This is a genomic window from Paraburkholderia sp. MM6662-R1 (assembly GCF_050436245.1).
Lineage (GTDB): Bacteria > Pseudomonadota > Gammaproteobacteria > Burkholderiales > Burkholderiaceae > Paraburkholderia > Paraburkholderia tuberum.
In genome coordinates, this window is the sequence record NZ_JBNDLV010000004.1 from 1321429 (window position 1) to 1334493 (window position 13065).

A 13065-nucleotide genomic window follows, 5' to 3' on the forward strand; every position below is an offset into this window, starting at 1 on the left:
TGCCGCTAGCGGATTCGCGGTTGCGGAGCGAGCAACCAGTTTAACGCGACTCCTCGTCGCGACGAATGCATTTTTCATGCCCCACAGTGGCGCGACGTGCGTTCGGATTTTGTCATGCGGGTGACGCGGGGGCGGGCTAGGAAGCGTTCGGCGCGCGCAAAAAATAGCCCGTCCGGACAGGGACGGGCCGTTAAACGCCGTTGTTACTCGGGTCAGCCTGCCCTTGCAACATTGGGCGCTGACGACTCCATCCTCGTGCTTCGTTGGCCGACTGTCGAGGTGGGGGTAATGCGGATCTATCAGATCAAAGTACTGTTTTCCGGTTCGGCGTTCACACGAGGCCGGTCGCGTAATACACCGCGATCACGAAGAACACCGCGAGCGTCTTGATCACGGTGACCGCGAAGATGTCGCGATACGACTGCCGGTGCGTGAGACCCGTCACGGCGAGCAGCGTAATCACCGCGCCGTTGTGCGGTAGCGTATCCATGCCGCCGCTCGCCATCGCGACCACGCGATGCAGTACTTCGAGCGGAATATGCGCGGCTTCCGCACCCTTGACGAACGTATCCGACATCGCGGCGAGCGCAATGCTCATACCGCCCGATGCCGAACCCGTGATGCCCGCCAGCGTGCTGACCGACACCGCGGCGTTGACGAGCGGATTCGGAATGCTTTTCAGCGCGTTGCTGACGACGAGAAAGCCCGGCAGCGCCGCGATCACACCGCCGAAGCCATATTCCGACGCGGTGTTGAGCGACGCCAGCAGCGCGCCCGCCACTGCCGCCTTGGTGCCCACCGCGAAGCGCTGGCTGACGCGACTGAACGCCGTCACGACGACCATCACGATGCCGAGCAGCAGCGCGCCCAGCACGGCCCAAATCCCCACGAGAGCCTTGACGCTCGTTTCGACCGGTGCATGCAGCCCCGGCAGGATGTCCGGGGTGACCGTGAAGGACGGACCGTACCAGGTCGGAATCCAGCGCGTCAGCAGGAAGTTCGAGACGCCGACCACGACGAGCGGCGCGACCGCCAGCAGCGGATGCGGCAACTGCTTCGACTCGACGCGCTCCGGCTCGTTGACGAGGTCGGTGCCGTAACCCTCGCCGGTCGCCATCGCGGCGCGGCGGCGCCATTCCAGATACGACAGACCGACCACGATGATGAACAGCGCGCCGAGCACGCCGAGCGTCGGCGCGGCCCACGAGGTGGTCTTGAAGAACGTCGTCGGGATGATGTTCTGGATCTGCGGCGTGCCGGGCAGCGAGTCCATCGTGAACGAGAACGCGCCGAGCGCGATCGCGCCGGGCATCAGCCGCTTCGGAATGTTGCTCTGGCGATACAGCTCGGCCGCGAACGGATAGACCGCGAACACGACGACGAACAGCGACACGCCGCCGTAGGTGAGCAGCGCGCACACCGCGACGATCACCGCGTTAGCGCGCGAGCGGCCGATATAGCGGATCGCGGCCGCGACGATGGACTCCGAGAAGCCCGACAGCTCGATCACCTTGCCGAATACGGCGCCGAGCAGAAACACCGGGAAGTAGAGCTTCACGAAGCCGACCATCTTGTCCATGAAGATGCTCGTGAAGACCGGCGCGACGGCGGCGGGCTCGGTGAGCAGGACGGCGGCGAGCGCCGCGATCGGCGCGAACAGGATCACGCTGTAGCCGCGATACGCAGCGAACATCAGAAACGCCAGCGCGGCGATAACGATGAGAAAGGTCATTGAATCTCCATAGCCCGGTTGTTCTACATGTTTGCCGTCCCGATCGAGCGACGGCGCGGCGCGGTCGGAACGCAGGTTCCATGCCATGGCTGTCGTTTTGCTGCTGGCCCGCCGTGGCGCATGGCGCGGCCGCGCAGCGGCGGGCCGAGGCATCGTGGGCGGATTGTACCCAAGCGTCTCCGAAACGGGACTTCCATCCGGTGAAGAACACCTGAAACCAGGGTAAGTCATGATGCGTAAGGCCTATCGGGTGTCTCAATTTGGAGATAAATTCATCCACCGATTGAGATTGATGCAATCAAAACGATAAGCGGAGACAGCGACAGCATGTTGACCGACTGGACGGGCCTGCCCGCCACCTATGACGACGTGCTTCGTCGGGCGATGGATTCGCTGTTTCGCACGTTCGAAAACTTCAGCGAAGGCACCTTCATCGTCGATGGGCAGGCGCGCGTCGTCTGGATCAACAAGCGGTATGCGGCGCGCTTCGGCTTTGCTGACCCGCAGCAGGCGATCGGCCGGGATTGCGAAGCGGTGATTCCAAACAGTCTGATGCGCGAGGTCGTCAACACCGGCAAGCCGATCCTGCTCGACATCATGGAGACCGATCGCGAGCCGCTCGTCGTCACGCGCCTGCCGCTCAAGGACGATGCCGGGGTGACGATCGGCGCGGTCGGCTTTGCGCTGTTCGACGAGCTGAAAGCGCTGTCGCCCCTCTTTTCGCAGTACTCGCGGTTGCAGCAGGAGCTGATCGCGACGCGTCAGTCGCTCGCGCAGGCGCGCCGCGCGCGCTATACGTTCAGCAGCTTCGTCGGCACGAGCGCGGCGTCGCTCGAAGTGAAGCGCCAGGCGCGGCGCGCGGCGCAACTCGAAGCGCCGGTGCTGCTGCTGGGTGAAACCGGCACCGGCAAGGAGCTGCTCGCGCATGCGATTCACGGCGGCTCGGCGCGCGCGCACAAGCCGCTCGTCGGCGTCAACGTCGCGGCGATTCCCGACACGCTGCTCGAAGTCGAGTTCTTCGGCGCCGCACCCGGCGCGTACACCGGCGCGGATCGCAGGGGCCGGGTCGGCAAGTTCGAGCTCGCCAACGGCGGCACGCTGTTTCTCGACGAGATCGGCGATATGCCGCTGCCGTCGCAGGGCAAGCTGCTGCGCGTGCTGCAGGACAAGGAATTCGAGCCGCTCGGCTCGAATCGGATCGTGCGCGCGGATGTGCGGATCATCGCGGCGACATCGGCCGATTTGCCGGCGCTCGTCGCGGCCGGGCGTTTTCGCGCGGACCTGTTCTACCGGCTCAACGTGCTGACGATCCATGCGCCGGCGCTGCGCGAGCGTCCGTCCGACATCGAGGCGCTTGCCTACGCGATGCTCGAGGAGCTGGCCGCGCAGGCAGGCGGCGGCAGCCACTTCGAATTGCACGACGACGCGTTGCGCCTGCTGTGCGCGTACGACTGGCCCGGCAACGTGCGCGAACTGCGCAACACATTGGAGCGCGCCGTGATGCTGTCCGACAGCGAGCGCATCGATGCGCGTGTGCTCGCGCCGTTCATCGGCTCGGGGCAGGGCGGTGCGGTGGTACCGGCGCGGACCCCGTCTGTCGCGGCCGCCGGCGTGGACGTGGCCGCCACCGCCGAACCCACCTCGTGGAGCGACGCGATGGCCGCGTTCGAAAAGCGCTTTCTCTGCGACGCGTTGCGCGCGAACGGCGGCCGCGTCATTGACACGGCGAAACAGATCGGCATGGGCCGCGCGACGCTGTACAAGAAGATCGCCGCGCACGGCATCGACGTTTGACTCGCCGCGCCCGGCCAGCCGCGCCACGCCAACTGACGCAGCACGAGAGCAGCGTGGCACAATCGAGAGATCGAAAAACAAGACGTGACCGGGGTCTCCATGAAATGCCATTCCTTCTTCGCGCGCCGCTCGCGCGACATACTGGCCGTCGCCGCGATCGTCGCGCTTGGCGGTTGCAGCAGCAGCGCGCCGCTGTTCCTGCCGGACGGCCGTGCGACCACGCTCGTGCAATGCCCGGTCGGTTCCGACTTGTGCTCGCAACAGGCGGCCGCCAGTTGCAATGGCGCGTTCGACGTCGTGCGCCAGTCTAGCGAGGGCGGTACGTTGAGCCTGATCTACGCCTGCCGCGCGACTGCGAAGTAAGCTCCTGACGCCGTGCCGATGCAATGCCGGCGCGCGCGGCTGGCCGATCCGTTGGCGGCCTTCGGTTTTTTTCGCCTGTTCGCAGTTAATCCCTGCCAATTCCCGATACGCTCGCTGACCACGCTCGTGCCATTCCGGTTACCACATGGCCGTCATAAATTCATGCGTCTAATGTGTGCCCGATAAGCGGTTTGCATGCGAATTGGGATAAGTAAGCCGCATGCGGCATTTTTACAACGTTGAGTCACCGCGCACCGATTATCCTTTGCGCCCGGACCATGGTTTATCTTTACCTTCGGGGCGTCGAACGCAGTCAGTGCGGCAGGCAACGGAACGTGAAATTTGACGGCAGTATTCTTTTTTAAACCGTTAGGATTTAACCCGGCGAGCAGAAATTGCCGGTTTTTTCCGACGCAGAAGAAGTTCAGGAAGGTTTTTCCGCTACTGGCGGGCATTACTTTGGGCCGCGCGGGCCAACGCGGCTTCATGCTTTCGATTTTTTTGCTTCAACACTAATTCAATAGAATCCGGGGAAAGCAATGAATCATCAGCAACTCGAAAAAGACATCGAGCATCTCGAGCAGATAATTTCCCATATTTCCGCAGAAGACCGTATTCCTTTGTCTTACTGGCGTAACCGCCTTCAGCACGTTTCCGGCGCGGTTCTCGTACCGGCGCAGGCAACCCGCGTCAAACGCCTCGATGCCGCGCTTTGCGCATTGGAAAAACGGCAAAAAGCCTGAATGTCGTCATTGTGTCCGCCAATCGGGATCGGCAATTAGGAAAGCTGTCGTGTGCGCTTTCGCCGGACAGGTTCTATCTTTCGGTTTGATCGCCCAAAGCGACCTGGGCGCGCGCACGTTTCCTTTTACCGACACAGGATGTACATGCAGATAGCAGGACTTGCCGCGACCCGGCTCGCTACGCTGACCAACGCGATGCAGGGCTACGTGGAGCGGGGCGAAGTGGCGGGGGTGGTGTCGCTCGTATGGCGGCGCGGCGAAATCGGCTACTTCGAACCCGCAGGCCTACGCGACGAAGCCGCGCAATTGCCGATGGAGCGCGACACGCTGTTTCGCATCGCGTCGATGACGAAGCCGGTGACGAGCGCCGCGATCATGATGCTGATCGAGGCAGACCGCCTCGCGCTCGATGCGCCCATCTCGCGGTGGCTGCCCGAGCTTGCCGCGCCGCGCGTGCTGCGTGACCCGACCGGCCCGCTCGACCGGACCGATCCGGTACGCGCGCCGATTACGGTGCTCGACCTGCTCACGCATCGCGCGGGTTTCGCGTATCACTTCACGGCGACGGGTCCGCTCGCCGAAGCCTACGCAGCCGCGTTCAACGGCTTCGAGGCGAGCGGCGGCAACAGCGCGTGGCTCGCGCGCATCGCCGCGTTGCCGCTGATGTTCCAGCCCGGCTCGCGCTGGCACTACGGCGTGGCGACCGACGTGCTCGGCGTGCTGATAGAACGCGTGAGCGGCATGACTCTTGGGGAGTTTTTCCGCACGCGCATTTTCGCGCCTCTCGGCATGCGCGACACCGCGTTCTGGGTGCCCGACGCACAGCTTGCGCGCCTCGCCACCGCGTACAACATCGATCCCGGCACGCGGCGTCGTGTGGTCGAGGATCATGCGGCGGCGAGCCGCTGGGCCAATCCGCAACGCTTTCAGAGCGGCGGCGGCGGGTTGGTCTCGACCGCCGAGGATTATCTGCGATTCGCGCAACTGCTGCTCGGGCGCGGCCGCGTCGGCGGCACGCGGCTGCTGTCGCATCGCTCGGTCGACCTGATGCGCAGCAATTTCCTGAGCCGCGACCAGCGCCGCCTGCCTGCCTTCGGTCACGTGATCTGGGCGGCGCAAGGCTTCGGCCTCGGCCTGTCAATCGTCGATGATCCGGCGCAGCAATTGCCGCTCGGCTACCGCTCGCTCGGCTCGTTCGGTTGGCCCGGCGCGTACGGCACGAGCTGGTTCGCCGATCCGGTCGAGAACATGATCGGCCTGATGCTGATCCAGCGCCGCTCGATCGACCCCTTCCCGATGGCCATCGACTTCGAACGCCGCGTCTACGATGCGATCGACGATTGAGCGGGGCCGTCGCGCATGCGCTCGGCCGCGCGATTCACTATCCTGTGATTTATTCGTCTGATAGTGTCCGCCAACCATTCATCGCGATTCATCGCAGTGCGTCCAACCGAGGGGGGAACACCGGCATGGCCTCTTACAAACAGCTGACTGCGCAACTCGAAAAACTCCACAAGGAAGTCGCAGCCGCGCGCGAAAAAGAAGTCTCGCAAGCTATCGCCGATATCAAGCAGAAGATTGCCGAATACGACCTGACCGCCGAAGAACTCGGCTTGACGAGCGCCTCGCCGAAGCCGCGCCGCAAGTCGTCGACGACGACGTCCGTCGCCAAGTACCGCAATCCGAAGACCGGCGAAACCTGGAGCGGCCGTGGGCGCTCGCCGGCCTGGCTCGTCGGCAAAAATCGCGAGCGGTTTCTGATCGAAGGTTGAGCTTCGTCGTGGGTGCCGATGCGTCCGTGTTCTCTGAAGTGATGCGTGGTTTGATCCGTTCCGCACCGTTGCAGAGGTCCCGAAAACGCTCACCTTTGCGTGACGCCTGAACTTACACGGCGATATTTACCGATGCGTTCGAGCCTCGCGGGATGCTTCGGTGAGCCAGGCTTTGTCGCGCGACGCACCTCCGCGGGTGCGAATCGCCATCGTGCTGCACCGCCCCGCGCCGCTCGCCGTAAACCCGCGACAGCCTTTTCTGGCGGGCGTTTCCAGGCGTCGAGCCGGAACCCGTTTATAGCGGCGCGAAGCTTTATCGCCGTTTTCCCGCGCATCGCGTTGGTGGCGCCCGCGACCTGGCAGGTGCGTGCATGCGCTTCGCGATCCTCACCTTTGACCGCAAATCGATATTCGCCGCCGTAAGTCCCGAAAACGCTCACCTTTGCCAGAAGCATGCGCGGCGCGCCGACGCTCGCGCCGTCGCCCCGTCCGGCGCCGGAGCCCTTTCCCCCGGCCGTCGCGCCAGACGTGTATCATTCGCACCTCGCGCCGTTTTTGCGCCAGCGATTCCCGCATTGTCGAACGCTGGGTCGTGACCCGTTCGCCACCCGTTTTCGGACGCGGCGCGAGCGCCGGCCGATCCGGGCCCGCGCCCGATTCTCGCAGCTCGACGCCGCCGCGCCACGCGCGGCATACCGGCCGCCCACGGCCGCCGGGAACCGCCTGAACCCCTTTCCGTGACCGCCAGACCCGATGTCAGTCTCCGAACTCAAACGCCGCCGCACGTTCGCGGTCATTTCCCACCCGGACGCGGGTAAAACCACGCTCACCGAAAAACTGCTGCTGTTCTCGGGCGCGATCCAGATCGCCGGTACCGTGAAGGGCCGCAAGAGCAACCGCTACGCGACGTCCGACTGGATGGAAATCGAAAAGCAACGCGGCATTTCGGTCGCGAGCTCGGTGATGCAGTTCGAGTACGGCGATTGCGTGATCAACCTGCTCGACACGCCGGGCCACGAGGATTTCTCCGAGGACACCTACCGTGTGCTGACCGCGGTCGACGCCGCCGTGATGGTGATCGACGGCGCGAACGGCGTCGAAGCGCAGACGCTGAAGCTGCTGGAAGTCTGCCGCAGCCGCAAGACGCCGATCGTCACGTTCATCAACAAGCTCGACCGCGAAGTGCGCGAGCCGCTCGAACTGCTCGACGAGATCGAGCAGCACCTTGGCGTGGCGGCGGTGCCTTTCACATGGCCGATCGGCATGGGCAAGGATTTCCAGGGCGTCTACGACGTCCAGCGCGATCAGGTGCGGGTGTTCCGCGCCGGTCAGGACACGGCCGGCGGCGCGGTCGAAACGCTGCAGGCACTGAGCAACGAGGAAGGCGAGCGCCGTTTCGGCCACGCGTGGGTGCGTGCGAAGGAAGAAATCGATCTGATCAGCGGCGCGACGCCCGAGTTCGACCGTGAGCAGTTCCTCGCCGGCCAGCAGTCGCCGGTGCTGTTCGGTTCGGCGATCAACAACTTCGGCGTGAAGGAGATTCTCGACGCGCTGGTCGACCTCGCGCCGCCGCCGTCGATGCGCATGACCGTACAGCGTCCGGTGCAGCCGGAAGAGTCGAAGTTCACCGGCGTCGTGTTCAAGGTGCAGGCGAACATGGACCTCGCGCACCGCGACCGCGTCGCGTTCATCCGCGTGTGTTCGGGACGTTTCGAGCGCGGCATGGCGGTGAAGGTCACGCGCTCGAACAAGACGTTCCGGGCAAACAACGTGGTCACGTTCCTGTCGCAGCGTCGCGAGACGGTGAGCGAGGCGTATCCGGGCGACATCATCGGTATTCCGAACCACGGCACGCTGAGTCTCGGCGATACGCTGACCGAAGGCGAGCAGCTGCAGTTCGTCGGCCTGCCGTTCTTCGCGCCGGAAATTTTCCAGACCGTCGAAGTGGTCGATCCGATGCGCGCGAAGCAGCTCGGCGAAGCGCTGAAGCAGCTCGGCGAGGAAGGCGCGATCCAGGTGTTCCGTCCCGAAGCCGGCGGTCTGATGATTCTCGGCGCGGTCGGGCAGCTGCAGTTCGAAGTGGTGTCGCACCGTCTGTCGACGGAATACAAGGTCGTCGTGCGCATGGCGCCGGCGCGTTACCGGCTGTCGCGCTGGGTGACCTGCGACGATGCGGCCGAACTGCGCCGCTTCACCGACTCGTACTCGGCGCGGATCGCGCTCGATGCGTCCGATGCGCCGACCTATCTGGCCTCGCACGTATCGGAGATCGAAGTCGCGCAGAAGGCGTGGCCGAAGATCGTGTTCAACGAGTTGCGCGAGCACTCGGGGGCGCCGTTCAGAAAGGCGATGTAAAACCGCGAGTCCGCTGGTTTCGAAGCAAAAAAGCCGCGTCGTTCGACGCGGCTTTTTACTTTTCCGCCGCAACAACGTCCCGCGCCAGCGCGCGACTTCGCCTATGCTGACGGAACCACCCGCCTCGCCGCGAAGCCGGCTCCAATTCCTGTCCAACCGCATGGAGCGCCCGTGACCGTTCGCAACCTCGACGCCTTGTTTCGCCCGAAATCCGTCGCCGTGATCGGCGCGTCCGAGCGGCCGGGCAGCACCGGCGCGATGGTCTGGGCGCGTGTGCTGGAAGGCGGCTTCGACGGCCCGCTGTGGCCGGTCAATCCGAAGCACGCCACGCTCGGCGTCCACCCGGTGATTCCCGACGTCGGCGATCTGCCGCAGGCGCCCACCGTCGCGGTGATCTGCACGCCACCCGCGACGTGGCCCTCGCTGATCCATAAGCTCGGTGGCATGGGCACGCGCGCCGTAATCATCGTCGGCGAGGTGCGCAGCGATGAAGACCGGCTCGAACTGCGGCACGCGCTGTCGGCGGCGCGGCCGCATCTGTTGCGCATCGTCGGACCCGGCAGTCTCGGCGTGGTGTCGCCGGCGCTCGGCGCGCATCTGGGCGCGCCGTCATGCACGGTCAAGGCGGGCGGCGTCGCGTGGGTGTCGCAGTCGAATGCGCTGACCAACGCAGTGCTCGGCTGGGCACGAGCGCGCGGGCTCGGTTTTTCGCACGCGGTGGCGCTCGGAGCGGAGGCCGACGTCGATGCCGGCGACGTGCTCGATTACCTCGCGAGCGACCCCGGCACCCGCGCGATCCTGCTCGAACTCGACAGCGTGCGGGCGGCGCGCAAGTTCATGTCGGCCGCGCGCGCGGCGGCGCGCAACAAGCCGGTGCTCGCGCTGCGCTCCGGCCGCGACGATCCCGCCGACGGTCTCTACACAGCGGCGTTCCGGCGCGCGGGCCTCGTGCGCGTCGACGCGCTCGACGATCTGCTCGACGAAATCGAAACGCTCGGCGTCGGCCGCGTGGCGGCGGGCGCCAGCGCCACGCTGATCACTAGCGACCGCGGTCTCGCGACGCTCGCGCGCGATGCGTTCACCGCCGCCGGCGGCCTGCTCGCGCCGTGGCCGGCCGCGGCGTCGGACGCGCTGCGCGAGGCGCTGCCGCTCGCGGTCGGCGGCAATCCGCTGCTGCTCGGCGACGGCGCGCGTCCTGAGCACTTCGGCACCGCGCTGAAGCTGCTCGGCGAGTATCGCGAGACCGGCACCGCCGTCGTGGTGCACGCATCGACGCATGGCGCGCCCGTCGACGACGTCGCGCAGGCGCTGATCGAGCATCAGCGCTTTGCGTATCGCGGGCTGCTCGCGTGCTTTTTCGGCGGTGTCGATGCGACGAGGCGCGACGCGCTGCATGCGCAGGGCATCCCGGTGCACACGACGCCGCAGCGGCTCGCGCGCGCCTTCGCCCGTCTGGTCGATTACCGGCTGGGCCGCGAACTGCTGATGCAAACGCCGGAAGGCCTGCCTGCGCAGATTCCCGAGTCGATCGACGCCGCTCTGGCGCAGGCTCGCGAAGCGTTGGCGGCGGGCGCGAGCGAGCTGGCCGGGGCGGCGGCGGCGCGGTTTCTGTCGCGGTTCGGGTTGCGGGTGGAGGGTGCGCAAGGAGGGGGCGCCCACGCGTCGGGCTCCGATGCGCCGGGCGCCGATGCCGACGGCGCCGCAAAACCCATCGTCGACGTCGCCGTCGAACTGCACGACGACGACAACTTCGGCCCCGTGTTCCGCTTCGCCGCACCGCCGATCGACGGCGTTTCCAGCGGGTTGCACGTGTACGGCCTGCCGCCGCTCAATCCGATGCTCGCGCGCGACATCGTCACGCGTTCGCACTACGCGAGGCTGGTCGCGCCGGAGCCGACGCTCGCGGCGTTGACGGCGGTGTCGCAAGCGGTTTGCGACGTGCGCGAGATCGTCGGCCTGTCGTTGAAGCTCAGGGTCTACCGGGACCGCGTGACGGTGGTCGATCCCGTGTTGCGGCTCGGCGCGCAGCGCAGCCGTCTCGCGATCGTGCCGTATCCGCGCCGCTTCGAGGAAACGATCGACTGGCAGGGGATGCGTGTAACGGTGCGGCCGATTCGCCCCGAAGACGAAAACGCGCATCGCGAGTTCGTGCAGGCGATGACGCCGGAAGATTTGCGGCTGCGTTTTTTCGCTTCAGTCGGCGCGTTCGACCACTCGCAACTCGCGCGCATGACGCAGATCGACTATGACCGGGAAATGGCGCTGATCGCGACGGTCGACAACGAAGACGGCGTCGCGCAGACGCTCGGCGTGGTGCGTGCGGTGGCCGATCCCGACAACGAGACGGCCGAATTCGCGGTGACCGTGCGCTCGGATCAGAAAGGGCGGCGTCTCGGCCAGTTGCTGATGCAGCGGATCATCGCGTACGCGCGGGCGCGCGACACGCACTGGCTGATCGGTGAAGCGTTGCGCGAGAACACCGCGATGATCGCGCTCGCGAAGGCCAGCGGCTTCACGATCACGCGGACCGATGACCCCGGTGTGGTCGGCTTGCGGATGGCGCTCGACGAAACGGCGGGGGCGGACCCGAAGTCCGCCGCGCAGAACCAGCCGGCGCGTTGAGCGGCTGACGTCGCGAGCCGCTCAACGCATGGCTTCACCGCCTCACGCCGCCAGCTTCTGTGCCGCCTCATCGACCTGCGCGCGCGTGACCGACAGCTCGTCGAGCCATGCCTGCGCATACACGGCGCCGGTTTCGCGTTCGAGCCGCGCGATCGTCGCGGCGCAGCGGTTCGCGTCCTTCAGCGTCGAAATGAACGCTTTCACCGACTCACCGCCCTTGAACGCGTCGAACAGCGGCACGTGAATTTCGTCGGGCAGCGCACGGGTGGTCCATTGGTACGGCTTGCCGTTGAACGTCAGCGACGGCGGCAGTACGCGCTCCTTGCGCGCGGCCGGAATCAGGCCGTAGGTGCGCGCCGCTTCGCCGATCTGCTCGGGCGAAAACAGCTCGTCGGGCGTGATGTGGAACTGCTGGATGAAGGTCTCGATGCTTTGCATCGCGGCGGCGCGGTCGTCGCGGCGCTTCTGCGCGTGGGCGACGATGTCGCGCAGCTCGTCGGCTTCTTCGGCGGAGATCGTGAAGCTCGACTGCTTCTGCTGGAGTTCGGAAAAACGCTGGAATTCGGAATCGGTCAGAAGTTTGGCCATTGCTCAATCGATGCGCGCGCATGAGCCCGTCATGCGGCGTTATTTTGGAAGGGCCGCCATTCTAAACCATGTGCGCGTGCACGCCGCCGCGCAACTTACCGCGCAACTTACCTGTCACGCGGCCTGCTCGCGGAACATCGACAGCGCCTGCACCGTGTCGCGCAGCAGCGTGGTGGCCGCTTCGAGCGTCGGCGCGACGTATTCGTCGATCCGCCGCAGATACGGGCAGGTCAGCACCGCGCTCGCCTGTCCCGACGGCGCGAGTATCGGGAACGTCACGTCGGTGACGCCGAAGGTCTGCTGGCTGTCCTTCTGCCAGAAGCCCGCCGCGCGGATGCGCTCGCAGGCCTCCTCCAGCGCGTCGAGATCGAGCGTCACTTCGCCCTTCACCTTCGTGTGCTCCGCCAGCATCTGCTGGCGCTGCTCGACGCTCTGGAACGCGAGCATCACGCGCCCCGAACCGGTGTCGATCAGGCCGACCCGCGAACCGAGCCGCACTGACATGCCCCATGTGCCCGGTCCGTCGACTTGCGCAATCACCAGCAGGTTGCCGCGGTCGTAGACGACGAGGTGGCAAGACTGCTCGGCCGCGTCGGCGAAACGCTGCATCAGCGGCAGCGCTTCTGCGATCAGCCGGTTCATTGGCGGATGACGGTGCGCGAGCGCGAACAGCTTCAGGCTCAGCGAGTAGCGGTCGCCGGCCGCCGAGCGCACCACGTATTGGCGCGCGACGAGGCGTTCGAGCATCCGGTACATCTCGCTCGCGTTGCGGCCCAACTGCCGCGTGATTTCGGCGCGCGTGAGTCCTTCCTTCTGCTCGGACAGTAGCTCGAGAATGTCGAGGCCTTTATCCAGCGCGGGGGCGCGATAGCGGTCGTCGTCCTTGTCTTCGGCGTCCATCGTGAGGGTCCGGGAATTCCGTGTGGAGTTCTGATTATCTGGTGTGCGCGGGCGAGTGCGTAGCATTTCGCGAACTGGATGGCCTTTGTCCAGGGAAAACCCAGGCATCCGCGCCGCGTAGTTTTCTTGACTTGGAAAAATTCGAATATGAATAATACGTTTATTGGTGAATGAATGCACTTCCCAAGCGGTGCGC

10 protein-coding genes are annotated in these 13065 nt (G+C 65.6%); 7 read left to right on the top strand and 3 right to left on the bottom strand.

Translation table 11 applies throughout. The features are described from left to right. Nucleotides 1-331: 331 nt before the first annotated feature. Nucleotides 332-1732: a GntP family permease gene (locus OKW39_RS36055; RefSeq protein ID WP_090810341.1), complete on the bottom strand. Its 1401-nt coding sequence runs from the start codon at nt 1730-1732 to the stop codon at nt 332-334. A 327-nt stretch (nt 1733-2059) separates the two neighbouring features. Between OKW39_RS36055 and OKW39_RS36060 the strand changes: the two genes are divergently transcribed. The 7 genes from OKW39_RS36060 to OKW39_RS36090 all read left to right on the top strand — a co-directional run bounded on the left by OKW39_RS36060 (nt 2060) and on the right by OKW39_RS36090 (nt 11381). Further along, nucleotides 2060-3526: a sigma-54 interaction domain-containing protein gene (locus OKW39_RS36060; RefSeq protein ID WP_429564813.1), complete on the top strand. Its 1467-nt coding sequence runs from the start codon at nt 2060-2062 to the stop codon at nt 3524-3526. 99 nt (nt 3527-3625) lie between these two features. Continuing rightward, nucleotides 3626-3889, top strand: coding sequence for a hypothetical protein (locus OKW39_RS36065; protein ID WP_090808219.1), 264 nt, complete (start codon nt 3626-3628; stop codon nt 3887-3889). Nucleotides 3890-4428: 539 nt separating this feature from the next. Beyond that, on the top strand, nt 4429-4632 hold the full coding sequence (locus OKW39_RS36070) for a hypothetical protein (protein ID WP_090808221.1): 204 nt from the start codon (nt 4429-4431) through the stop codon (nt 4630-4632). 144 nt (nt 4633-4776) lie between these two features. Continuing rightward, complete coding sequence (locus OKW39_RS36075) at nt 4777-5976, top strand: serine hydrolase domain-containing protein (protein ID WP_429564814.1); 1200 nt, start codon at nt 4777-4779, stop codon at nt 5974-5976. A 125-nt stretch (nt 5977-6101) separates the two neighbouring features. Further along, the gene (locus OKW39_RS36080) at nt 6102-6404 is read left to right on the top strand and encodes an H-NS family nucleoid-associated regulatory protein (protein ID WP_184057608.1); all 303 of its coding nucleotides are present in this window, start codon (nt 6102-6104) and stop codon (nt 6402-6404) included. 753 nt (nt 6405-7157) lie between these two features. Beyond that, on the top strand, nt 7158-8759 hold the full coding sequence (locus OKW39_RS36085; protein ID WP_090808225.1) for a peptide chain release factor 3: 1602 nt from the start codon (nt 7158-7160) through the stop codon (nt 8757-8759). 171 nt (nt 8760-8930) lie between these two features. Beyond that, complete coding sequence (locus tag OKW39_RS36090) at nt 8931-11381, top strand: GNAT family N-acetyltransferase (RefSeq protein ID WP_429564815.1); 2451 nt, start codon at nt 8931-8933, stop codon at nt 11379-11381. 42 nt (nt 11382-11423) lie between these two features. On the opposite strand, the gene OKW39_RS36095 is transcribed toward OKW39_RS36090, so the two are convergent. Together OKW39_RS36095 and OKW39_RS36100 are read right to left on the bottom strand one after the other, a co-directional pair. Then, nucleotides 11424-11969: a hypothetical protein gene (locus OKW39_RS36095; RefSeq protein ID WP_429564816.1), complete on the bottom strand. Its 546-nt coding sequence runs from the start codon at nt 11967-11969 to the stop codon at nt 11424-11426. Between the two features lie 114 nt (nt 11970-12083). Continuing rightward, on the bottom strand, nt 12084-12869 hold the full coding sequence (locus tag OKW39_RS36100; RefSeq protein ID WP_090808230.1) for an IclR family transcriptional regulator: 786 nt from the start codon (nt 12867-12869) through the stop codon (nt 12084-12086). Nucleotides 12870-13065: the final 196 nt, after the last annotated feature.